At 41.5% G+C, this 24,254-nt stretch carries 21 protein-coding genes; 15 read left to right on the top strand and 6 right to left on the bottom strand.

Going from position 1 to position 24,254, the window contains the following annotated elements; all coding sequences use genetic code 11:
- Positions 1-60 precede the first annotated feature (60 nt).
- From H6H03_RS27145 to H6H03_RS27120, 6 genes are all read left to right on the top strand, one after another.
- Positions 61-1,368, top strand: a complete 1,308-nt coding sequence (locus H6H03_RS27145; RefSeq protein ID WP_190958161.1) for a hypothetical protein — start codon at positions 61-63, stop codon at positions 1,366-1,368.
- A 683-nt stretch (positions 1,369-2,051) separates the two neighbouring features.
- Positions 2,052-2,588 carry a universal stress protein gene (locus tag H6H03_RS27140; RefSeq protein ID WP_190958160.1) on the top strand — a complete coding sequence of 179 codons (537 nt, stop codon included), beginning with the start codon at positions 2,052-2,054 and terminating at the stop codon, positions 2,586-2,588.
- Positions 2,589-2,863: 275 nt separating this feature from the next.
- Positions 2,864-3,220 (top strand): DOPA 4,5-dioxygenase family protein, encoded by a 357-nt coding sequence (locus H6H03_RS27135; RefSeq protein ID WP_190958159.1) that lies wholly within the window; start codon positions 2,864-2,866, stop codon positions 3,218-3,220.
- Between the two features lie 672 nt (positions 3,221-3,892).
- Positions 3,893-4,396: an SRPBCC family protein gene (locus H6H03_RS27130; RefSeq protein WP_190958158.1), complete on the top strand. Its 504-nt coding sequence runs from the start codon at positions 3,893-3,895 to the stop codon at positions 4,394-4,396.
- A 6-nt stretch (positions 4,397-4,402) separates the two neighbouring features.
- Positions 4,403-5,572 carry a zinc-dependent alcohol dehydrogenase gene (locus H6H03_RS27125; protein WP_190958157.1) on the top strand — a complete coding sequence of 390 codons (1,170 nt, stop codon included), beginning with the start codon at positions 4,403-4,405 and terminating at the stop codon, positions 5,570-5,572.
- Positions 5,573-5,615: 43 nt separating this feature from the next.
- Positions 5,616-6,785, top strand: coding sequence for a zinc-dependent alcohol dehydrogenase (locus tag H6H03_RS27120; protein WP_190958156.1), 1,170 nt, complete (start codon positions 5,616-5,618; stop codon positions 6,783-6,785).
- 169 nt (positions 6,786-6,954) lie between these two features.
- Here H6H03_RS27120 and H6H03_RS27115 read toward each other — a convergent pair whose 3' ends face one another.
- Entirely contained in the window at positions 6,955-7,662 is a 708-nt protein-coding gene (locus H6H03_RS27115; RefSeq protein WP_242058009.1) for an SDR family oxidoreductase, read from the bottom strand.
- A gap of 265 nt (positions 7,663-7,927) precedes the next feature.
- On the opposite strand from H6H03_RS27115, the gene H6H03_RS27110 reads away from it, so the two are divergent.
- Positions 7,928-8,830 (top strand): AraC family transcriptional regulator, encoded by a 903-nt coding sequence (locus tag H6H03_RS27110; RefSeq protein ID WP_190958154.1) that lies wholly within the window; start codon positions 7,928-7,930, stop codon positions 8,828-8,830.
- Positions 8,831-9,119: 289 nt separating this feature from the next.
- Positions 9,120-9,560 (top strand): NUDIX hydrolase, encoded by a 441-nt coding sequence (locus H6H03_RS27105; RefSeq protein WP_190958153.1) that lies wholly within the window; start codon positions 9,120-9,122, stop codon positions 9,558-9,560.
- A gap of 218 nt (positions 9,561-9,778) precedes the next feature.
- Here H6H03_RS27105 and pip read toward each other — a convergent pair whose 3' ends face one another.
- Both pip and H6H03_RS27095 read right to left on the bottom strand, forming a co-directional pair.
- Positions 9,779-10,729 (bottom strand): prolyl aminopeptidase, encoded by a 951-nt coding sequence (pip, locus tag H6H03_RS27100; RefSeq protein WP_190958152.1) that lies wholly within the window; start codon positions 10,727-10,729, stop codon positions 9,779-9,781.
- Between the two features lie 201 nt (positions 10,730-10,930).
- A complete protein-coding gene (locus tag H6H03_RS27095) occupies positions 10,931-11,284 on the bottom strand; it encodes a MerR family transcriptional regulator (RefSeq protein ID WP_190958151.1) in 354 nt (117 codons plus the stop codon).
- A 91-nt stretch (positions 11,285-11,375) separates the two neighbouring features.
- On the opposite strand from H6H03_RS27095, the gene H6H03_RS27090 reads away from it, so the two are divergent.
- The 4 genes from H6H03_RS27090 (at position 11,376) to H6H03_RS27075 (ending at position 16,273) form a co-directional block, all read left to right on the top strand.
- Complete coding sequence (locus tag H6H03_RS27090; RefSeq protein ID WP_190958150.1) at positions 11,376-12,215, top strand: SDR family oxidoreductase; 840 nt, start codon at positions 11,376-11,378, stop codon at positions 12,213-12,215.
- A 373-nt stretch (positions 12,216-12,588) separates the two neighbouring features.
- Entirely contained in the window at positions 12,589-13,941 is a 1,353-nt protein-coding gene (locus tag H6H03_RS27085) for a hypothetical protein (RefSeq protein WP_190958149.1), read from the top strand.
- A 228-nt stretch (positions 13,942-14,169) separates the two neighbouring features.
- Positions 14,170-15,885, top strand: a complete 1,716-nt coding sequence (locus tag H6H03_RS27080) for an RluA family pseudouridine synthase (protein WP_190958148.1) — start codon at positions 14,170-14,172, stop codon at positions 15,883-15,885.
- Between the two features lie 7 nt (positions 15,886-15,892).
- A complete protein-coding gene (locus H6H03_RS27075; protein WP_313931930.1) occupies positions 15,893-16,273 on the top strand; it encodes a hypothetical protein in 381 nt (126 codons plus the stop codon).
- Positions 16,274-16,288: 15 nt separating this feature from the next.
- On the opposite strand, the gene H6H03_RS27070 is transcribed toward H6H03_RS27075, so the two are convergent.
- The 3 genes from H6H03_RS27070 to H6H03_RS41475 all read right to left on the bottom strand — a co-directional run bounded on the left by H6H03_RS27070 (position 16,289) and on the right by H6H03_RS41475 (position 22,467).
- Positions 16,289-19,480: a leucine-rich repeat domain-containing protein gene (locus H6H03_RS27070; RefSeq protein WP_190958147.1), complete on the bottom strand. Its 3,192-nt coding sequence runs from the start codon at positions 19,478-19,480 to the stop codon at positions 16,289-16,291.
- Between the two features lie 627 nt (positions 19,481-20,107).
- Positions 20,108-22,336: a COR domain-containing protein gene (locus H6H03_RS27065; protein ID WP_190958146.1), complete on the bottom strand. Its 2,229-nt coding sequence runs from the start codon at positions 22,334-22,336 to the stop codon at positions 20,108-20,110.
- A gap of 8 nt (positions 22,337-22,344) precedes the next feature.
- A complete protein-coding gene (locus tag H6H03_RS41475) occupies positions 22,345-22,467 on the bottom strand; it encodes a hypothetical protein (RefSeq protein WP_277926185.1) in 123 nt (40 codons plus the stop codon).
- Positions 22,468-22,909: 442 nt separating this feature from the next.
- Here H6H03_RS41475 and H6H03_RS27060 point away from each other — a divergent pair, with 442 nt between their 5' ends.
- The 3 genes from H6H03_RS27060 to H6H03_RS27050 all read left to right on the top strand — a co-directional run bounded on the left by H6H03_RS27060 (position 22,910) and on the right by H6H03_RS27050 (position 24,130).
- Complete coding sequence (locus H6H03_RS27060; RefSeq protein WP_190958145.1) at positions 22,910-23,122, top strand: transferase hexapeptide repeat containing protein; 213 nt, start codon at positions 22,910-22,912, stop codon at positions 23,120-23,122.
- Between the two features lie 2 nt (positions 23,123-23,124).
- Complete coding sequence (locus H6H03_RS27055; RefSeq protein WP_190958144.1) at positions 23,125-23,553, top strand: type II toxin-antitoxin system VapC family toxin; 429 nt, start codon at positions 23,125-23,127, stop codon at positions 23,551-23,553.
- Between the two features lie 310 nt (positions 23,554-23,863).
- A complete protein-coding gene (locus H6H03_RS27050) occupies positions 23,864-24,130 on the top strand; it encodes a DUF2934 domain-containing protein (protein WP_199339106.1) in 267 nt (88 codons plus the stop codon).
- The last annotated feature ends 124 nt before the right edge of the window (positions 24,131-24,254 follow it).

The raw sequence follows: 24,254 nt of genomic DNA, 5'->3' as shown, positions 1-24,254 counted from the left end.
TGCCCATTGCCTATTGCCTGTTGCCTGCTATAATTCAAAATTTAAAATCTTAAACCCCAAATGGTATTATTTAACCAAAAATTCCGGCTGACAGTAGGTTCTGCTGGTTTAATGCTTGTCAGCTTAGCCAGTAGCTATCTATACACTCAATCAAAAACTAAACAGATAGCCCCACAAGAACAAAGCTTTACTCAACAAGAAAATTCTGGTTCACTTCAACCACATATTTCTTTGACTTCAAATCAAACGTTTCAAAATTCTTTTGTTACTGAAGAAAAAATAGACAAACAAAATGCTCCTTCATCTCCACAGAATTTATTAGCCGCATCTACACCCTATCCAGTTGTTGATGAATTTAAAAAATATAAATATAGCGTTCCAGGCAACCAAGTTTTTTCTTCAGTCAAACTACCAGGTAATAAGGTTAACTTCAATCAGAAAGATTTATTAACTGTTCTCGTCAATACTAGAAAATATTTTCAAGACTACGCTTCCCAAGACCCAGATATTCAGCGTACAGGAGTGCTTGCTACTCAAGGAGTTACTGTCCAAGATGTCCTCCAAACCTTGGACTTCATGAGTGCTATTTTAAAAGAAGATATTTCTAATGGTCGAGCCACTAGGTTACAAGACCCTAAGTTTATCAATGACAATTTTAGAGTTATTAAATGGACTGCCTACAACCCCAAAAATAAACAACAAAAACAATTAAGAATTACTAAATACGCAGTTTTTACTCACACTGGTTCTCGGAAGAAAACTTCTACTTTCAATACAGGAATTTATAGCCTCAAAGACAACTCTAATACCGATAAGTTCTACACTAAATACACAAAACAAGATGTTCTATCAGGTATTTACGAACCAGGCGGTAGAGAATTTGGCAAAGTTCAAAGTCTTGCTTATCTAACCAGAACTGGCTTAGAAGAAGCCCTGATGCAGGGAACAGTTCTGATTAATTTTACGGATGGATATAAGGCATTTTTTAATGTAGACAGAAATAATGGTATGGCTTATATCCGGGGATTAAAACCAACAGCACAAAAGCGTTATTGGTACTTTAGAGAAGTTGATGCCATTAAAGGGTATGGGTACAAAATAGATGCCAAAATTTCCATCAAACCAGGAGTTACCTTTGCTGGAGATGTTCTGAATGTTGGTTTAGGTAAAGTGATTGTCATTGAGCAGACTAGGGGAGGGCGCAAACATCTGCAAATGGGAGTAATGGCTGATACAGGCGGAGCATTTTTACCCAATCTTTATCAGCTCGATTTTTTGGCAGGCATTTTTAAGAATCAAAAAGAATTTGGGCAGTATGTCAGCCAATTACCTGATTATGCTACAGCATATTTTTTAGTAAAAAAGTAAGCTAAGAATTCAGAATTCAGAATCCAGAATCCAGACTTGTAGAGACAAGGGTTCATCGCGTCTTCACCAAGGACGTGTTGCTTAATTGCGTATTGGTATAATAATTGTCATTGACTCTACAAAGTTACAACGTGTTTCAGATAAAAATAGCACTTCCTAATCTCCTGATGTAATTAGTCAGTACACCATTTTATTAATGCGTAACTAAGAAAACCTCTGTGTACCTCTGCGCTTGACTCTGCGACCCTTTGCGTTTAAAAACATTGGTTTGTACCTCATCAAGTTGGAATCTGCTGTATTAGCAATTAACTTTTGTAAAGCAGCTTGTTGAGCGTCAAAATAAATACGCCCTAGTCCCAAACTCAATTTGAGGCTGGGGCTGTTTGAAGAAAGATTAAATATTAAATGCATTTGCTTTCTTCACAACTATCTCAAATTCTTTTGCTATAAATATAACTATCAAACTAAAACGTTTCAGGAATTTAAAATTCAAAAATTGCTAAACTGACACCCCGCAGCGATTGTTTGACTGCAATTCTTCTAGTGTCAGCACTGCATGGTTATTCAAAATACTTCAAAATGTCAGCAAACATAGCAGATGGTTTGCTCATTCATAACAATCCAGCATCTGCAAATCCCAAATCGTAAAGACCAATTAATTACCAATAGAACTGGGGGTCTATATGTTTAAAAAGATTTTAGTTGCATTAGATAGGTCGGAAGTAGGGCAAAAGGTTTTTGACCAAGCGTTAAGTTTAGCACAGTTAACACAAGCTAGCTTAATGCTGCTGCATGTTCTATCACCAGAAGAAGAAGGTAGTCCTTACGTACCTATGGTATCTAATTTTGACTACTATCCGGGATTGAACAGTCAAAGCTTCGAGTTATACCAAAAGCAGTGGGAGAGCTTTAAAACTCAAGGTATCCAAATGTTACAATCTTTCTGTGCCCAAGCTAATACAGCAGGTATTACTACGGAATTTACCCAAAATCTTGGGAATCCCGGTCGCCTCATTTGTGACTTAGCACGTAGTTATGACGCCGACTTAATTGTGATGGGGCGTCGCGGTCGTTCTGGGCTGACCGAATTCTTTCTGGGTAGTGTGAGTAACTACGTTCTTCACCATGCTCCTTGTTCAGTATATATTGTGCATCTTTCTGTTACCGCTAAAAAAGATGAACTTGTTAAAGAAACTAGAAGTGCTTCAAGCGTTAACTAAGTATTAAATTGCGTAAGTCATACATGACTGTTGACTGTTAACTGAAATGCATCGTCTTTTTGAGTTTAAGAAATAGTTGATATAGAGATACAACATTTGTAGGGGCGTACAGCGGTACACCCCTATAATCAGTTGGTGTGTTACAAAGATTTTTAGAAATAATTATTACGCAAGCGATCGCTAACTCCACGCTAGTTGGTAAAATTGGGACAATCCCAACGCTTTTTGAGTGACAAAAAAATTAGACTTGAGAGCAAAAAGTGGAGCTAAAAACAATGGAAAAAGATACTACAGACATCGTTGGTTTTCACGCTCATGTCTACTTTGATGCCGCAACTCGTGAGGTTGCCGCCCGTGTGCGTGAAGGATTGGGCGCTAGATTTAACGTAAAGCTTGGACGCTGGTTTGACCAGCCCATCGGCCCCCACCCACAAGGAATGTATCAAGTTGCTTTCTTACCAAATCAGTTTGATAAAGTCGTCCCCTGGTTAATGCTAAATCGTCAAGGTTTGGATATTCTCGTTCATCCTGAAACCGGCGATGATTTAACAGACCACACCGATCGCGCACTATGGCTAGGTAATAAGCTAGATTTGAATATAGGCTTTCTTCGGCAGATTACAACAACCTAGTAATTTTAGATTTTCCATTGATTCCACGGAGAAATCCATTGAGGGAGAAAAAACTAGGAATACATATTTTATAATATTTTTGTTTCAAACTAAATAGCATTTAGAATCAACCGGAAATTTTATTGTCTTGCGATCGCACCCTTAATTTCGCAACTATCTAGTCAAGCTTGTCTCAGACATCGCAATAAACAATCAAAATATAAAAGCATTATTTTCACCGTATTCTGATGATTAAATCACCCTAAAGGTTGATTATTGATAGTTTTAGGCTACTAATAAAGAGCAGAATTAACAAGCAGGATACAATCCAGACACCCTACCCTACGGTTGAGGTGATTTTTCACTTCTCTAGGTAGACTATTTATAAATTCCTATTTGCTGAAATTTAGTGTTAGCAAATTGAAGTAATTGGGTTGCCAAAGGGCAGATAAAAATACTTACTGTCACTTCCCTAACTGAAGCTTTAGGATACATCTGAACATAAAAAAGTAACTATGTATTCAAAATTTAATTACTACTTTTGCAGTAGCAAAATGTTGAAAAACTAGTACTATTGAAAGACAATTAATTTCCAAATAAAAGTTTAAAAAATATAGAAGTGTAGATAAATTTTTTCAAGCTTTTATAGAAAACAACAAAATATATAACCAGCAAGTACAAGAGGTAATGACGATGAGCGAACGAGTGAAAGTTGAAAAGACTGTAACCATTAACAAACCAGCAGAAGAACTTTACCGATTTTGGCGTAACTTTGAAAATTTACCGCGCTTCATCAAGCATCTCAAAGAAGTAAAGGTCTACGACGAGAAGAAAACCCACTGGATTGTTGAAGGACTCTTAGATACAACCTTAGAGTGGGATGCAGTCATCCTTGAAGATAAGGAAAACGAAGTAATTGCTTGGGCTTCGGTTCAAAGTGCAGAAATTCAAAACTCTGGTGTAGTTCAGTTTAAGCCAGCGCCAGGTAATCGTGGTACTGAGGTCAAAGTAGTTAGGGAATATAACCCGCCTGGTGGTGTGATTGGAAATGTGTTGGCGAAGCCCGCCGCAGGCATCGCTAAACTCTTCGGTGAAGACCCAAAACATAACCTGACAGAAGATTTACGCCACTTCAAAATGCTGATGGAAGCAGGCGAAATTGCCACAACAGAAGGTCAACCAAGAGGTAAAGGATAAATTGTCATGAAAGCAGTGTGTTGGTATGGCGCTAACGATGTGCGGGTGGAAACAGTACCAGATCCCAAAATACTTAACCCGCGCGATGCTATTCTCAAAGTGACATCAGCAACTATTTGCGGTTCTGACTTGCACATCTATGATGGCTACATTCCCACGATGCAACCAGGTGACATTATTGGTCACGAATTTATGGGGGAAATCGTTGAAATTGGTAGTGAAGTCAAGAAATTGCAAAAAGGCGATCGCGTTGTTGTTTCTTCAATGATTGGTTGCGGTCATTGCTTCTACTGCGAACGCCAAATGTGGTCATTGTGCGATAACTCTAACCCCAACGCTTGGATGGCAGAAAAAGTCTACGGTTTTTCTACATCAGGCATTTATGGCTACTCCCACGCGTTTGGTGGCTATGCAGGTGCTTTCGCAGAATACGTGCGCTTACCCTTTGCCGATTTGGGCACAATCAAAGTTCCCAAAGATATTCCTGACGAAAAGCTGCTACCGATTTCTGATGCTTTTCCCACTGGCTACATGGGTGCAGATTTATGTAATATCCAGCCTGGAGATATTGTAGCGGTGTGGGGTTGTGGGCCAGTCGGACAATTCGCTATGCGTAGTGCTTATTTACTAGGTGCAGAACGGGTCATTGGTATTGATAGAGTTCCCGAACGGTTACAACTAGCTAGAGATTTTGCCAAAGCAGAGATTATCAACTACGAAGAAGTTGATGCTGGGGAAGCTCTCAAAGAAATGACGGGAGGACGCGGCCCCGATGCCTGTATTGATGCAGTCGGACTAGAAGCCCACGGCACCGGTCTAGAAGGAGTATACGACGAAGCCAAGCAAGCAGTCCGCCTAGAAACCGATCGCCCCCATGTCCTACGGCAAATGATGGTGGCTGGTCGCAAAGCCGGTACCTTGTCAATTATGGGTGTTTATGGTGGCTTTGTGGACAAGATGCCGATGGGTGCTGCCATGAACAAAGCTATGACCTTCAGAATGGGGCAAATGTTCGGTCAGAAGTATATGCCTATGTTGTTGGATTATGTTTTGAAGGGTGAAGTCGATCCATCTACCGTATTCACACATCACTTGCCTCTGACAGAAGCAAAGCATGGCTTCGAGTTGTTCAAGCACAAAAAAGAACATTGTATAAAAGTCAGGTTGCAGCCTTGAGTTAACTAGACAACTTAATGCGTAATACACAAGAGGAAAAATAATGAAAGCAGTTTGCTGGAATGGTGCTAACGATATGCGGGTCGAAACAGTACCCGATCCAAAAATCCTTAATCCGCGTGATGCTATTGTTAAAATCACCACAACAGCGATTTGTGGTTCTGATTTACACATTTATAACGGCTACATCCCCACGATGGAAAAGGGCGATATCATGGGTCACGAATTCATGGGGGAAGTCGTTGAACTGGGCAGTGCTGTCAAGAATTTGAAGAAAGGCGATCGCGTAATCGTACCATTCACCATTTCCTGCGGTCATTGCTACTTCTGCCAACATGATTTCTGGTCATTGTGCGATAACTCTAACCCAAATGCTTGGATGGCAGAAAAATTAATGGGTTATTCTCCATCTGGTCTTTTTGGCTACTCCCATATGATGGGTGGCTATGCCGGAGGTCAAGCTGAATACGCCCGCGTTCCCTTTGCTGATGTCGGTTTATTCAAAATTCCTGATGGACTCACAGACGAACAAGTACTGTTTCTTACAGATATCTTGCCTACGGGCTATATGGCAGCAGACAACTGCAATATTCAGCCCGGTGATATTGTCGCAGTCTGGGGCTGTGGGCCAGTGGGACAATTTACCATTAGAAGCGCTTATCTGCTTGGTGCTGAACGTGTAATTGCGATCGATCGAATTCCCGAACGCCTAAGTTTAGCCGAGAAGTATGGCGGTGCCGAGACGCTTAATTACGAAAAGGTCGATGTTGGAGAAGCCCTCAAAGAAATGACGGGTGGTCGCGGGCCGGATGCTTGTATTGATGCTGTGGGAATGGAAGCACACGGCATCGATTTGGATTACTTGTACGACCAAGCCAAGCAAGCAGTACGTCTAGAAACAGACCGACCAATTGTCCTAAGACAAATGATGGTTGCCTGTCGCAAAGGCGGTCACATCTCAATTCCTGGTGTTTACGTTGGTGTTATAGACAAAATGCCAATGGGCGCTGCCATGAACAAAGCCTTAACATTCAAAATGGGACAAACCCACGTTCATAAGTACTTGCCTGCGTTACTCAGTTACATCGAAGATGGTAAGATAGACCCCTCTTTTGTCATCACCCATACTCTACCTCTAGAACAAGCACCCCACGGCTACGAAATTTTCAATCAAAGGAAAGACAACTGTATCAAAGTTGTACTCAAACCATGAATTGGGGGTTGGGGGCTGGGAATTGAGACCCCGGCCCAATATTACCAAATATGAAAATAATTTTTTACCAGAAAATTTAGGTATTCAGGCGTGGCTGTGGATACTACTCTAGCTTCACCAGCATCCGCTATATATCAGGCTTGATATTAATCGAAAATTCCGTTGAAGTTTAATACGGGCTAGCCGTAGGGCGCACGATAATCTCATTGACATCCACATCATCTGGTTGGTCGATGGAAAAGGCGATCGCTCTGGCAATAGCCTCAGCCGGAAGTGCTATTCTCCGAAATTCCTGCATCCCTTTGCCAGCTTCGGCATCAGTAATAGTATCGGCCAGTTCGGACTCAGTTACACCTGGCGAAATCACTGTTACACGAATGTCGCTATTTTCCTGGCGCAGTCCCTCCGAAATCGCTAGGACAGCGAACTTGGTAGCTGAGTAAACGGCGCAGGTTGGCCAAACGGCGTGTCCACCAATGGAAGACAAGTTGACGAACTGGCCAAACCCCTGACGTTTCATTAGTGGCAGTCCGGCGGCGATGCCATTGAGTACGCCACGAATATTCACATCAATCATCCAGTCCCATTCATCAACCTTGAGGGCTTCTAGCTTCGAGAGTGGCATGACGCCAGCATTGTTGACGATGACATCAACGCGCCCAAATTTGTTCTGAGCAAATTCTACAAAGGCTTGGAAGCCAACACGACTAGTGACATCGAGAGTCTGGTACTCTGCAAAGCCGCCCTCAGAACGGATGGCAGCCACTAGGGTTTCCAGGCGCTCAGTACGCCGTGCGCCCAGCACGACATGGATACCTTTGCGAGCGAGTAGACGTGCTGTTGCTTCACCGATGCCGCTGCTTGCGCCCGTAATCAATACGACTTTTTGTTGGTTGGTAGTCATAAAATCAATTAGTTGAGGTATCTAATAGTTCGATATTGCGCCGAACCTTGGATTGATTGTCCGGCACACTCTTAATCTAAGAGAGTCAAAACCTGATGCGGTAATCTGAACCTGCTCAATTCTTGCCTAATCCTGCATTCTTTTTATTGCCTATGCTCAAAAGCTAGACTGACACAAGTGGCTGAATATATTGTGGCTGCCCTGAATGTTAGTCTGATAAAAGATTTCAAGCAAGATTATGGAACAGACGATTACAAAGCAGCACTCTGAGCTTGCAGCTTTAATTGCACAGAACAGTAAAGGTGATGGTGTCCATGCCACAGCGATCGAGCGATTGTTTTTAATTCGCTCCTCCGAACCAACTGCGCCTCTCCATGCTCTCCATGAACCTGCTCTATGCATTGTCGCTCAGGGGAAGAAGCAGGTGATGTTGGCGAACAATTTGTATGTTTATGGTCAAGATCGATGTTTGGTAGTGTCCATCGATCTCCCTGTGGTCGGTCAAGTGATTGAAGCAACGCCAACTGTTCCGTATCTATGCCTCCGGTTAGATTTAGATCCGGGAGAACTCAGTACACTGATGATGGAGGCAAAACTAGACGCTACTGCTAACCAACAACCACCGGGCTTGTCTTTAAGTCCTGTTAGTCCCCAACTGCTGGATGCAGCCATCCGACTTTTAAGGTTGTTGCAAACTCCCGAAGATATTGCCATCCTCGCGCCTTTGGTTGTACGAGAAATTCTCTACCGTTTGCTATCAGGCGAACAAAGTGCGCGATTGCGACAGATAGCCTTAGCCGATAAACACCTTCAGGGGATTAGCAGAGCGATTAACTGGCTCAAATGGAACTATGAAAAGCCATTTCGGATTGAAGCGATCGCTCGTGAAGCCTGCATGAGTCCGTCATCTCTTCATCATCATTTTAAATCTGTCACTGCCATGAGTCCTTTACAATATCAAAAACAACTCAGGCTCCAACAAGCCCGTCGTTTAATGCTGGGGCAGGGCATGGATGCGGCAACAGCCAGCCATCATGTGGGTTATGAAAGTCCTTCACAGTTTAGCCGTGAATACAGTCGGTTGTTTGGCGCACCACCGTTGCGTGACATCGCTCGGCTAAAAAGTGGTCAACAAACGTAAAAGGAAGTAGGTAGAGATGTGATTAAGCCTTGTCTGTACGGAACTGGCGAAAAGAAATTTAAGTAAGTCGTCGGCGTCAATAATTATTGTTGCCAAAACGCAGGAGCAAGGGGTAAGGATCGGGAGAAAAAGGGTTTGAGCCTTATTTCCTTTTTTTCACACAGTTCGGTTTTATTGTGCCGATTTACTTACATAAACAAAAAATAATCAAAAATTACCCGGTATCAGCTCTCGACTTTGTGAAATAAACATTGTACAAAACAATTAAACAGTACAGGATATAAGTCGCATGGGTCGAAAAATTAGTAAAGTTTTTAAACAGTCTGGAGTCATTCCTTATAGAGTTAACAATGGTAAAGTCGAAATCTTGTTGATTACAACTCGTAACCATCAGCATTGGGTAATTCCTAAAGGAGATATTCCATCAGGAATGAGTCCGCCTGATTCAGCAGCCAAAGAAGCTTGGGAAGAAGCAGGGGTGATTGGACAGGTGGATGCCAATCAACTGGGCACTTATAAATACCGCAAACAAGGTAAAGCCTACCAGGTCAAAATGTATTTATTGCCAGTGGATATCCTGAGTGAAGATTATCCAGAAGCAAGTAAAAGAAAACGCCAGTGGGTAGAAGTTAACCAGGCTATCAGGCGGGTTAAGTTTAGTTCGCTTAAACGAGTCATGAAAGATTTTTTTCAGGTCAAATCTTCCTCTTGTGCATTTCGATGCTACTGAAAAACAGAATTCAGAATTCAGAATTCAGAATTCTGAATCAAGAGTGTGGGGCATTGAGATCTATATATTTAGAAGCACCACCAAATTTTTAATTTGGTGTGGTGTTTTACTGTTTATTCACATCCACCAGTCACTTAAGCTTCATCTGAATTCTGACGACTGGCGCTTTTATTGTTACTTGCAAAACCCTGTTACTTCTGATTACTGAATTCTGAATTCTACTGTAAGTTTGCAAACTTATCTGTCGCTTCAATCAAAGCACTACGAATTCCTGGTTCGCTCATGGAATGACCGGCATCAGGAATCACAATAAATTCGGCTTCTGGCCAAGCACGATGTAATTCCCAAGCTGATATCATCGGGCAAACTACATCATAACGTCCCTGAACAATTACAGCGGGGATATGGCGGATGCAGTCAATATTTAAAAGTAATTGATCTTCTGTTTCAAAGAATCCTTTATTGGTAAAATAATGGCATTCAATACGAGCAAAAGCCGAGGCAAATTCACTATCGCCAAACTTTTGCATGAGTTCTGGATCGAAAAAAAGTCTACTTGTACTAGCTTCCCAAATTGACCAAGCACGGGCCGCTGTCAATTGAAGTTCTAAATCTGGGCTAGTCAAGCGTTTGTAATATGCTGCAATCAAATCGTGACGCTCATCTATAGGAATTGGTTTTAAATATTCTTCCCAAGCATCAGGAAAAATATAGCTAGTACCTTCTTGGTAAAACCATCGCAACTCTTTTTGTCTGAGCATAAAAATACCACGAAGAATTAATCCCGTGCATCGAGAAGGATGGGTTTGACTGTAGGCTAATGATAAAGTGCTACCCCAACTACCGCCGAAGACTGTCCATTTTTCTATACCTAAATATTGGCGCAGTTTTTCGATATCACTGACTAAATCCCAAGTGGTGTTTTCTCGTAATTCAGCGTGGGGTTTACTTTGACCGCAGCCGCGCTGGTCAAACATCACCAGCCGCCATTTTTCTGGGTGGAAATATTGGCGATAAAAAGGCGGACATCCACCACCAGGCCCCCCATGCAGTAAAACTATGGGTTGGCCTTGGGGGTTACCCGACTCTTCAAAATGGATAGTGTGCAGGTCAGAAACCTGTAAATTTCCTTCTCGGTAAGGTTCGATCGCTGGGTAAAGTTCTCGCATTTTAGATATCCTATGAGGAATATAATCATAGCGATCGCTATGGTTTTAAAAGACTTCCAAAGAATAAATTGTCTCAAAAAACAATTTTTTGAGCATGTAAGTAATAATAATTATTATCTTTTATGGAATATTTTATTTTTTCGCAGCCATTTAGACTTTTCAAAAGAAGCAACCGTTAAATTTTTGTGAAGGTATTAACATTCACTCTCCCTTCAGTCTGGTCAATTTGGTAGTTAAGTATGATTTGATTTCATTGAGCTTTTCTATTTTTTTAGTAATTTCTTCGAGTTTGCGCTCAATGGTGATGATTTGTTCGCTTTCAGGTATCGCATTACTTCCCCACTCATCAAGGATCTGTTTGATTTCATTGAGAGTAAATCCAAGCCCTTTCCCTTGATTAATCATCAGAAGACGGTCTACTATATCTGCGGTGTATTCCTTGTAGATTCTTGTTCCTGCCTGTCTATCACTTCCAGCAATTAGCCCTATTTTTTCGTAAAAGCGGATAGTATCTTTTGATAACCCCGTCTTCTTGGACAGCTCACCAATCAACATCACAGCGACCTCAAATATCTTACTTGACTGTGGAGTATACTCCACAGTCTAAGCTGTCTAATAGCAAAATTTGATTTTCTAAACGGCAAAAATGAGTAAAACTGTTCTAATTACAGGCGCTTCCAGTGGCATTGGTGAAGCAACAGCGAAGTATTTCCTCCAGAAAGGTTGGAACGTTGCAGCAACGATGAGATCCCCCAGCAAAGCGGACAATTGGTTGCAGAAAAAGAACGCGATATATCCCTATCTTGATGTCACTAAACCGGAGACAATTTCTTCTGCCATCCACGAGACATTACAACATTTTGGACATATTGACGTATTGATTAATAATGCTGGCTATGCACTTATGGGGCCACTCGAAGGAGTGACACCTGATCAGTTAGAACATCAGTTTAAAACTAATTTTTTCGGACTTGTATCCACTATCCAAACAATCCTTCCAATTTTGCGTCAACAGGGTGGAGGCACGATTATCAATGTTGCTTCAATTGGTGGTCGTCTCGCTTTCCCGCTTACGTCCTCTTATCATGCAACCAAATGGGCTGTAGAGGGACTTTCTGAGTCTCTACGTTATGAACTACGTCAGTTTGGTATTCGGGTGAAAATTATTGAACCTGGTGGAATCAAGACAAATTTTATTAATCACGGGACAACTTGGGCAACGCATCCTGATTACACACAGATGGTGAATAATCTGAAGCAGTTCACCCAGAAGATAGATGACTCTTTACCAGAACCGCAAGGTGTTGCAAAAACAATTTATCGAGCAGCAAGCGATCGCTCTGCAAGACTACGTTACTCTCCTTACGGCGAGGCTTTTTTTCTATTGCACGCCATACTTCCAGATAGATTATGGCGGTCTTTAGTTGAAAGGATAATGCTTGGGAAATTAGACTCTAGACTAAAGGTGAACCGCGCTTTTAAGTAGATTTTTCTACACCCACTTTGAGCAATACGATAGTAATAATCATTGCAGTCTGGTCACAGCTAAATTACGCTATGAATCCAGATGTAGAGATGTTGCAATGCAACATCTCTACTTTGGTTTTTTGAGCAACTTTGCCGAGTAAAGGTATTGGGTGTTTGGGAATGGCATAGTGCGACACAGCTTTTTAGTGGAAGTTATGTGTTGCTTTATTCCTTCGTATTCAAAGTTGTCGGAATCTGTAGCAAGAACCCTCAGAGTCTCTCCTATTGATTGATTCTGAATTATTCTTCATTTCAGACAAATTTTTTAATATTCGGAGTGGCTGAAGTATGCTTAAACTACCGATATACCGATCGCTTTGGAATACCGCTCAATGCATAGAAATACGAAAAGATTTACTGCTATTTTTGCGTTGGTGTTTTCTCTAATTGTTTCTCTGAACTTTGCTGTTATCGCTCAAGATACTCCAGATGTTCCTTCGCTGAATTTTGCACCATCTCGGACTTGTTCAGTTCCTGCTAATCTCAGGACTGAACAAGTCATTGCTGACAATCGTGGTAACCGAGTTAAGATGGGCGATCTCATTAAGGTGAAAGTTGAAGGATTGGTAGCAGCCACAAATTCCGCGACTAAAGCAAATCCATTCGATCCTCGACAATTAGTCTTGTACTTGAATGGCTATGAACTAGAGGATGTATACGCACAACCCACCATTGTTGTTGTTGAGGATCAAAATAAAAAAAGAGTTGTTGATGAGAATTGGTTAGCCTTTCGGCTTGAACGTAATGACTCATCTGAAGAGGTATGGAACGCCTTGATTGGTAGAGGCAGTAACTACAGTATTAACGTGATAGTGGGGGTAGGCTGTCCCAATAAAATTGCGATTCCTGTCAAGTATCCTGAATCCCCTCCGCAAATCAAAATAGTTCTGTTATCGTGGCGCTTTTGGCTGTGTATTATTCTACTTTTGGGTGTTGCTATATTATTTACCAGGTATTGCCGAAACACTCTCCGGAGTTCTGGGATAGAAGGGGTTTACTCTAAAAAAGAGGTGATCAATGGTGAGGAATTGTTGATTTCAGAACAAGTTAGCACTGAACCTCAACAACGTAAAAGTCGAATTGCTCAATTCTTTCTTGGTCGAAAAAAAATTAATCAAAATCCTTTTAGCCTATCGGTATCTCAACTGGCTTTTTGGACATTTATAATTTTTGCCTCCTACATGATTATCTACGGAATCACAGGAGATTATACCAATATTTTAAACCAACAATCTCTAGTATTGTTAGGAATTAATTCAGTAACGGCGTTTGGTAGTTCGTTAATTGACGGACAGGGAGATGAGAGGAAGAGAAAGGGTACTCAACGCGTTTCTGAAGGATTTTTCCTAGATATATTATCGGATATTAATGGAGTCAATTTTCATCGATTCCAAACATTTATTTGGACAGTTGCCATAGGACTATTCTTTATTTGGGAGGTAGCTAAAAATCTAGCAATGCCGGAATTTGATGAAACACTCCTGACGCTACAAGGAATCAGTTCCGCCACATATCTAGGACTGAGAGGACAAGAGCAGCATGGGATGGTAAAAGCACCGGATGAATCCACATCCAAAAAAGATAGCTCATACGAACAACAGCCAATACCAGAAACATACAATCCACCGGAAAGCACAGAAACAAACAATCCACCAGAGAGCGATTATTCTAATACTTCTGGTTAAATAAGTAGAAGGCAGGAGGCACGAGGCAGAAGGTAAAAGCCAGTTTTTATAAGGTTTTTTAACTTTTGTATTTTATATTTAATGATGTCTCCCTACTTAATTGAGAATTCAGAAGTCAGAATTAAATTAAGACTTAGATCCCTGATTTTTTCAATAAGTCAGGGAGCTTTTTGTTCAGCAATGATTAATAATTTTAGATATTCAGTCAGATTGACAATCATACCTTGTATGGTAATTCTGCACCCTGTTTCCGATTTTATAGACTGCGATTTTTCTGTTAGTGACTCATGGCCTAGTTATTACTATCAAGGGTTTTGTCCTCGAAGTGGCGATTGCTTAATATTACCCCGCACTCCATTGTCCGAAGCGATCGCCCAGGGACTCATGCAACATCTTGCCAAAGATAACTATTATTCTCGTGAAGGCAAAATGTATGGGATATTATTAGTTGAATTGCCCAATGGCGAACAACGAGTACTCAAAGCTTTTTCTGGTCTTTTGCATGGTTGCAGTGTGGTTGAGGGCTGGGTGCCACCGATACCTGGAAGAGACGAAGTCGCTTTCCAAGAAGCCCGCACTTTGGCAGAGTTAGACGCCATCAAGGAAGAAATTCTCACCTTAAAGCAACTCAACGAACGCCAGCAGTACGAAAAATTGTCTGGTGAGTTTGAACAGCAACTACAAGCAATAAGCGATCGCCACGCCCATTGCAAACATCAACGACAACAAAAACGCCAGCAAATCTGCAATACTCTCGCTGGAGAAGCCTTGACTATTGCCCTTGAACAACTCGACACCGAAAGTCGGCAACAGAAAATCGAACGACGACAACTAAAACGCCGACAAAATGCAGTATTGCAGCCCCTCCAGCAGTTGATTGCAGCCGCAGATGAGCGGATTCGAGAACTCAAACAACAGCGTAAAGAACTGTCACGGCAATTACAAGCTCAGATGCACGCTAGCTACAGCCTGACTAATTTTGCTGGGCGATCGCAATCTTTACAACAATTGATGCCAGAAGGTTCACCCACTGGTACAGGAGACTGTTGTGCGCCAAAGTTACTACATTATGCCGCAACACATCATCTTAAACCGTTGGCAATGGCAGAGTTTTGGTGGGGAGCCTCTTCAGTCAATCAAGATAAAATCCAGGGAGAATTTTATGGAGCATGTGCCGAACGATGTCAGCCATTGATGGGGTTTTTGCTCTCAGGGTTGCAGATGGAGGACGCGGGGACGGAGAACATGAAGGCATGGGGAAATGGCATGTCTTCTTCTTTCACCGCGTCCCCGCGTCTCCCACTCTCCGCGTCTTCTTCAGTGCCCATTATTTATGAAGACGAATGGCTGATGGCTGTGGACAAACCACCGGGACTACTTTCAGTACCTGGGCGTTATCGCGATCGCCAAGATAGTGTTTTCAGTCGTTTGTGTAATATGTTACCTGATGGGATGACACTTGCATCTGTACATCGATTAGATCAAGAAACATCTGGTATTTTGTTGTTGGCACGCGATCGCCAAACTCATCGACAACTTAGCCAGCAGTTCCAGCAGCGACAAGTTCGCAAGGTTTATGAGGCTTTACTTGCAGGTTTTGTGGAAGTTGAGCAAGGTACAATTGAATTGCCATTGTGGGGAGATCCGGAAAATCGCCCTTATCAGCAAGTTGATTGGCAGCGTGGGAAACCGAGTTTGACACAGTTTCAGGTGATGGGAAGGGAAGGAGATTACACCCGCGTAGAGTTTACACCCCTAACAGGACGTACCCATCAATTGAGAGTTCATGCGGCAGATGTGCGAGGATTGGGGGTAACAATTTTAGGCGATCGCCTTTATGGATGCCGTGCAAATGTTAATCGGTTACATCTACACGCCAGGGAACTTTCTTTCAAGCATCCGCAATTAGGACAAATGCATTTAGAAGTAGAAACGCCGTTTTAAATTTATCATGTTCAATACCGTAATTACACGAGAAAAAATCGAACTCCAAGCTGGCACAGTCGTAAGGATGTTGGGATCTTGGGAAGATTATCAAGCATTAACTGAGCAACTTGGCGATCGGGCCATCCCTCGGATTAAATATCGAACAGGAGAAATTTTGCTAATGGCACCGCTACCAGAACATGGAAGAGATGTCGCTTTGTTAGCGGATATTGCTAAGGTTTTGCTGGATCGTTTAGAGCAAAGATACGATTCATTTACGCCCATCACCATGAGTTTGCCAGGTCTCTACAAGTGGTCTATTTGTTGTATTCTTTTTTTAAAATTAGTATTACCTTTCTTGATTCTTTGCACCTTTGCACCTTTGCGCCTTTGCGTCTTTGCGTGAGATAAATTCATAATTTTATCGAAGGATTGCTGCTTTAATCTCCTTACAAATGTTCACCCAAGCTTGATCCTCTTGTGCAGAGTTCAGGCTGTTTAAAGGATGATTCGGAGGGTGCGCTGACTGATACTTTTCAATTTCTGTTTCTTCATAGCCGCTATAAGTCAAAGGTATCCAAATAATTGTTAGTCCTTCAGCTTCAGCCGCATCTAATAATGGTGGTAACTCATTATCAGCAATAAAATCTGATGCTAAAAAATCGGGGCTAACTAACAATACTGCCACTTTTGCTGCGGCTAAAGCTTTTTCAATTTCTTCGCGCCAGTTTGCACCAGGTTGAATTTTACTATCGTCCCAGGCAACAAAAGTTTGGTTGCGAATCATTGGTTTGAGGTGTTTTTGAAGTTTGGTAAGCCAGTGTTGATCTTGATGACTATAGCTGATGAAAACTTGATTTCTGGTTATAGGTTCAGACATAAGTATTTGGGGATTTTGTGAAGTCAAGAAAACATCATCAATTAATCTCCGAACATCTACCATCAGACGACCTTTACGGCATTGGATTTGGTAATCACCAGCATCCCGGAACTCGTAAAGTTCGTTTAGAGGGTAGGAATAAGGCATTTGACTATCTTTACATTTATCACAGTTACAGGGAACAAGTGTTTGATATTGTAGACGTTCGTAAGATTTATGGATTTTGTCCATTTCATGGGTAATAACTGTTAGCAGTTCTTTCTTACGTTTTCCTGCGACGCGGACTTTTATTTCTCGTTGATTATATTGTTCAATAACTTCTGCACGAGTTTGGTCTTTACTGAGAACAACACCTGTTTTCCAAACGAGGGTTTGTTGTTCAATTAAAGAATGCATTTCGACGATAAAGCTAGTAATAATACCTTTCGGCATGAAATCATAAGTGTAGCGCAGGATTAGATTGTTAGATTCATCCCAGTTATAATCAGGCTGATTGGTAGAAAGTAGGTGAGGTGCAATATAATTTTCGGGATTACCTGGAATTTCATAGCACAGTTTAAATCGCATCATCAAATGTAGCAGTTCGTCTTGCATATCGGCATACTCTACCTCTTGCCAAATATCTGCAAGATCCTTCTTAGAAAAACGACCTTTGTTTTTTATGACTTGCTTATTATCCAGAACTTTGTAGACGGCACTGGTGCCCCATTCCGGTTTGAGAATGACAGTATTTTTTAAAAGTACATCGCCCTGAAAGTGCAGACAAACTCCAAGATCGTGTAGATAGCGGCTCAGTCGCAGCATCTCTTTACGGTCAGTTAAACTATTGACTCGGCAAAGGCTGTAATATTCTTCGAGGCTTATGTAATTGCGGGAATAGTTTTCTAGGGCGGCTCGAACTCTCACCCAGAGTTTTGGTAAAGGAGTACCGACGTGGGGAAGCTTACTGATGTATTGCCTAATAGTGTCTTTTATCTCGGCTAAACCTCGATTGCTGGCTAGGTTAGTTGCAAGAGTTTCCTTGAGGTTAGTAAATTCTCCCCGCAATTGCCGTTCATTGACTTCGCACTGACGATCTTGTTTTTCATTTTTGATAATCAGGACAGGGCTATTGTCACTCAAGAGTTCCACAACCTTTAACCACCAGTAAAAATCTGTGTTTTCTTTGCGAGTATCAGCAACTAAAGCATATAGAGAACGTTCGGTAAGGAAAAACTGGTGCGTCTGGTGGTAAATTTCTTGTCCGCCAAAGTCCCAAATATTGACACGAAAATCTTGTCCAGTAGGCAGTGTGAATTTCCACTGGATAATATCAATACCTGCGGTTGATTTTTCTCCTGGCTCGAGTTGGTAGGTTTCATGGTTGATTTTCTTGGCTAAAGAGGTTTTACCTGCTCCCCCTTCGCCAACAATCAACAATTTTGCCTCGTAGAATGGTTCGGTTTCGGTTGGATCTTGCACTCTGAAATAGAAATCGAGAATTTCATTCACATCGCCTGGGCCTTGATTTAAGTTCTTCGATCCCAAGATCTCAGGTGGAATGGGGACTGGATTTCTACGAAGATCCAGTTTTTTGAGGTTTGGCAGTTGCCTGATTTTCCTTGGCAGACTGCTCAGTTGATTCTCGCGGAGGTCGAGGGATTGCAAGTTGGTGAGTTGTCCAAATTCCTCTGGCAGACTGCTCAGTTGATTATCGTTGAGGTCGAGGGATTGCAAGTTGGTGAGTTGGGCAATTTCCGCTGGCAGACTGCTCAGTTGATTAACGCTGAGGTTGAGATATTGCAGGTTAGTGAGTTGTCCAAATTCCTCTGGCAGACTGCTCAGTTGATTGAAGCTGAGGTAGAGGGATTGCAAGTTGGTGAGTTGGACAATTTCTGCTGGCAAAGTGCTCAGTTGATTAACGTTGAGGTTGAGATATTGCAGGTTGGTGAGTTGTCCAAATTCCTCTGGCAGAATGCTCAGTTGATTGAAGCTGAGGTCGAGGGATTGCAGGTTGGTAAGTTGTCCAATTTCCGCTGGCAGACTGCTCAGTTGATTATCGTTGAGGTAGAGATATTGCAGGTTGGTGAGTTGTCCAATTTCCCTTGCCATACTGCTCAGTTGATTATCGTTGAGGTAGAGGGATTGCAGGTTGGTGAGTTGTCCAATTTCCACTGGTAGACTGCTCAGTTGATTGTCGCAGAGGTCGAGGGATTGCAAGTTGGTGAGTTGGACAATTTCTGCTGGCAGACTGCTCAGTTGATTGAAGCCGAGGTAGAGGGATTGCAGGTTGGTGAGTTGTCCAATTTCCACTGGTAGACTGTTCAGTTGATTACTGCGGAGGTCGAGGGATTGCAAGTTGGTGAGTTGGACAATTTCTGCTGGCACACTGCTCAGTTGATTACCGCTGAGGTCGAGGGATTGCAGGTTGGTGAGTTGGACAATTTCCGCTGGCACACTGCTCAGTTGATTGAAGCTGAGGTGGAGGTCGTACAGGTTGGTGAATTGGACAATTTCCGCTGGCAGACTGCTCAGTTTATTGTTGAAGAGGTTGAGCGACCGCAGGTTGGTGAGTTGTCCAATTTCCCCTGGCAGGCTGCTCAGTTGATTGTCGTAGAGGTCGAGCCATTGCAGCTCAGTAAGCCGTCCAATTTCCGCTGGCAGTGTTGTTAAGCCTTTGCCAGAAAGGTCTAATTCTGTCACCTTGTCTTTGGCAGCTTGTTCAATAATTTGCAGCAGTTCTTCGTTAGTCATTTGGGGTTTTATAAAGTTGAGGTCTGACAGCGAGTTTCTGCTTGGACGCGCAGCAGAGAAATTGAGCTAATTAATAATGTAGCCTGTATCAAAGATTGCATTAGCGTGATCGCCCCCTGCTGTGCATCTAAACTCTACCTCAAAACCTTATCATTCCATCTTTGAACTCGAAGCTTGCACGTTAAAACACCAATTATTGAGTAAAAAGGGCGATTGCTATTAATCAAACTCTTGTGGGATGGTCATCTTACTTACCCTAATTATGCAAGTTCAATTTGTAGCAGCTTATATTAGATTAGCCAATAGCGACTAGCGCCAAAATCACTGATGTCTTCGACGCGCTGGGCCTACGCTTGTTGAGCTAAATCTTCTTACTTCTCATCCTTCAATGTTTTTCTCTAACTGTTCATTCTACCGCTGATTATCCAAATCAAAAACTATTCGAGAAGTTTTTGAAATTCATCAGGCGGAAGCTTAAGAATAGCAGCTTCTATTTTCTCAAGTCTTATAATTTAATTGCTTTTTAGTTAGTGATTATAATTTGAGCTTACTCAAAATAAACTTTGCATCTAAGAGGAAAGCTCGTATTTTAATACATTACTACCAGGAGGAAATCTTCTTTATCTTTTACTTAAGGACTGCTGCTTTGATCTCCTTACAGATTTCCACCCAAGCTTTATTTTGTTGTGCTTCGTCCAGGCTATCTAAAGGTTGATTCGGAGGGTGGGCTGACTGATACTTTTCAATTTCTGTTTCTTGATAGCTACTAGTACTCAACGGTATCCAAATAATAGTCAGTCCTTCGGCTTCAGCGGCATCCAATAATGGCGGTAACTCATTCTCAGCAATAAAGTCTGAGTCTAGAAAGTCAGGGCTAACTAATAATACTGCCACTTTTGCTGCTGCTAAAGCATTTTTAATTTCTTCACGCCACTTTGCACCAGGTTGAATTTTAGTATCGTCCCATATAACTAAATCTTGTTTCAAATTTTGTTGTTTGCGAATATATGGTTTGAGGTGTTTCTGAAGGTCGGTAAGCCACTTTTTATCTTGATGGCTGTAGCTAATGAAAACTTGATTTCTTATTATTGTTTTCAAACTATTAGGTTCCAACAACATAACATCATCAATTAATCTTATTACATTTACCATTTTACGGCTTTTCCTACATTGAATTTCGTAATCATTAAAAGTTAGAAATTCATACAGTTCTTTTAGAAAATAACTATAAGGAGTTTTGCTTAATTGACATTCTTTGCAGTTACATGGAACTAGGATTTGATATTGCAAAGGTTTGTAATGTTCGAGGATTTCATCGAGTTTATGGGTGATGACTGCCATGAATTCTTTTTTGCGGTTACCGGCTATACGGATTGTTATTTCCTGTTGATTGTAGTTTTCAATAACTTCTGCACGAGCTTGATTTTTGTTGAGAACAACACCGCTTTTCCAAACTAGTTTTTGTTCTTCAATGAAAGAATACATTTCGACAATAAAGCGGTTGAGGATGCCTTTGGGCATGAATGTATAAGTATAGCGGACAATAAGGTTGTGGCAATCGTTCCAAGTATAATCAGCTTTTTCAATAGGAAGAAGTTGCGGAGCAATATAAATGTCACGAGGACTGGGAATTTTGTAGCAAAGTTTGAACTGCATCATTAATTGCAGAAGTTCGTCTATCATATCAGTATATTCGTCGTTTTTCCAAATAGCTTTGAGGTCGTCTTTGGTAAAACAACCGAGATTTTCCTTGACAGTTTGATTATCCAAAACTTTGTAAACCGCAGTTGTCAACCATTCTGGTTTGAGGATGACGTAGTGTTTGAGTGTAGAATCTTCTTGAAAGTGAAGACAAACGCCAATGTCGTGGAGATAGCTGCTCAAGCGCAGTATGTCTTTACGGTCAGTTAAATTATTAATTCGGCAAAGGGTACAGTATTCATGAAAGCTGATATAATTTCGTGAACCGTTCTCTAAGGCAGCTCTAACTCTTAGCCAGAGTTTTGGTATAGGTGTACCAACATGCTTGAGATTGCTGATGTAAACTTGAATAGCCTTTGTAATCTCTGCCAAACCGCGATTATCAGCTAAATTGGTTGCCAAAATTTCCTTGAGGTTGTCAAATTCTCCTCGTAACTGTCCCCCATCGATTTCGCACTGACGCTCTTGTTGTTCATTTTTGATAATAAAAACTGGACTTTTGTCGCTCAAGAGTTGGACAACCTTCAGCCACCAGTAAAAAGCAGTATTTTCTTTGCGAGTATCGGCAACTAAAGCATAGAGAGAACACTTACTGAGGAAAAACTGATGGGTTTGGTGGCGGATTTCCCGAACGCCAAAATCCCAGATATTAACGCGAAAATTTTTGCCATTGGGCAGTGTAAAGTGCCACTGGATGACTTCTATGCCTGCGGTTGATTCCTCATCTGGCCGGAGTTGGTAGGTTTTATCCTTGATTTTGTTCGCCAAAGAAGTTCTACCTGCTCCCTCTTCACCAACAATGATTAATTTTGCCTCGTAGAAGGGTTCAGCGTCGGTTGGATCTGGCATCATGAAATAGAAATTAAGAATTTCATTTATATCGCCGGGATCTTCATTTAAGTTCTTCGATCCTAAAATTTCAGCTGGAATGGGGACTGGATTTCTACGAAGATCCAGTTTTTTTAGCTTTGGCAGTTCTCTGATTTCCCTTGGCAGACTGCTCAGTTGGTTGTCGCTGAGGTTGAGTGTTTGTAGGTTAGTGAGTTGTCCAATTTCCGCTGGCAGTGTTATTAAGCCTTTGCCAGAAAGGTCTAATTCTGTCACCTTGTCTTTGGCAGCTTGTTCAATAATTTGCAGCAGTTCTTCGTTAGTCATTTGGGGTTTTATAAAGTTGATGTCTGACGACGAGTTTCTGCTTGAACGCGCAGCAGAGAAATTGAGTTAATTAATAATGTAGCCTGTATCAAGGATTGCATTAGTGCGTAGACATAGCCCGTTGTAAACATCGCCGACTCCTGCGCGTCTAAACTCAACCTCAAAACCTCATCGTTCCACCTCTGAACTCGGAGCTTGCACCTTTTATCCCCGAAGTTACACCTTTTATCCCCGAAGTTGCACCTTTTATCCCCGAAGTTGCACCTTTTATTCTCGAAGTTGCACCTTTTATCCTCGAAGTTGCACCTTTTATCCTCGAACTTGCACCTTTTATCCTCGAACTTGCACCTTTGTTCTTCATTCAACTTCTGAACTGAAAACTTGCATTTGAAAACACAAATTGTAGAGCAAAAACACCGAGTGCCCAACTTATGAACTCGGAAGTAGCATCTTGGAACACCAATTGTCTAGCAAAAAAAGCGATCGCCTGTTGTTAAGAATGCGATCGCTGTTAATCTTGGTGTCTAGGCATTGAGACACACTATCATTAGAACTAAAGTCTCCAAGAAAATTATGTTAGATGAAACGAATCTCGAACAACGTTTAGCGACTCTTGAACAAACAGTTGCGGAACTCAAACGTCGAGTTATAGATGCACCTACCTCTAGTAATTGGCTTGAGAAGATTATTGGCTCAATCTCTGATGAACCAGCATTTTTGAAAGCTTTAGAGTATGGTCGGTCATTACGCCACGCTGACATATCTACAGATGAAACTAGCGAGTAACTGTGAGATATCTATTCGACACCGACCATATTAGTTTTCTTCAACGACGTTCAGGAGCAGAATTTTTAATATTAGCTGCTCGTATTGCCCAGCATCAACCTACAGATTTTGCTTTTTCTATCGTTAGTTTCCACGAGCAAGTAATTGGCGCTCATACCTTTATTACTCGTTCCCAAACATCTGCTGATGTCGTTCGGGGATATACTCTGCTAATGGAAATCATTCAAGGGTTTTCCGCAGCACCAATTTTACCATTTGATGCTGGAGCAGTAGCTATATTTGAAGGATTACGAGCGCAAAGAGTTCGCATAGCCACGATGGATTTAAGAATAGCTGCGATTGCACTTTCACGGGGCTTAGTATTATTGACTCGCAATACTAGCGACTTTAATAAAGTTCCAAACTTGATGACACAGGATTGGACGGTGTAAACTTCAAAGCGAACTAAACAGTCAAAAACTTATCTTTAACCCTCACTGTTGAATTTTTGAACTTGAAGCTTGCAGCTTAGAACGCGAACTGTCGAGTAAAAAAGCGTTGGCGAAGCTTGCCGCAGGCATCGCCTGTTGTTGAGGATGCGATCGCTAGTAATTTTAGTGCATTGTATATTTACAGAAACCAACGCTCCCACTTAGATATAGAGCCGCTTATATTATGATTTGCCGATCGCGACTAGCCTTAAAACAGCGATGTCTCCAATAGGCTACAACTAAATTCAAAAATTAAAGAGGATTAGTGTATATGCCTTACGACATGACTCTATGTCCGGGAGAAAATTGCCCAATCAAACAAAATTGTTACCGTTTTACACGTGAAATTCTCGGTCGTCAGAACTTTTTTGTACAAGCTCCCTATAATTTCACTACTAATTCTTGCAAAGACTTTATTAGTAATCGCCCAAATGAAAATAAAATCCGTTTAAGAGCTTATGAAATCTGGCAGCAAAACGGCTATCCAGATGGTAAGTCTCTAGAACATTGGCTGCAAGCTGAAAAGGAATTGATATAGTAGTTCAAAATTTCTAGCAGGCAACAGGCAAAGAAAGTCTTTTGATGCTGTGGTTTTACGATCTGTTTATGTCGTAAACTATGCTTCAATTGCCATAATTTTCTCAAAACACAATTCAGGAGCT

Origin of the sequence: Nostoc paludosum FACHB-159, assembly GCF_014698835.1 — a bacterium.
In the GTDB taxonomy this organism is placed as follows: domain Bacteria; phylum Cyanobacteriota; class Cyanobacteriia; order Cyanobacteriales; family Nostocaceae; genus Nostoc; species Nostoc paludosum.
Note: the sequence above shows the minus strand (reverse complement) of the source record. Positions and strands in the feature narration are given on the sequence as shown.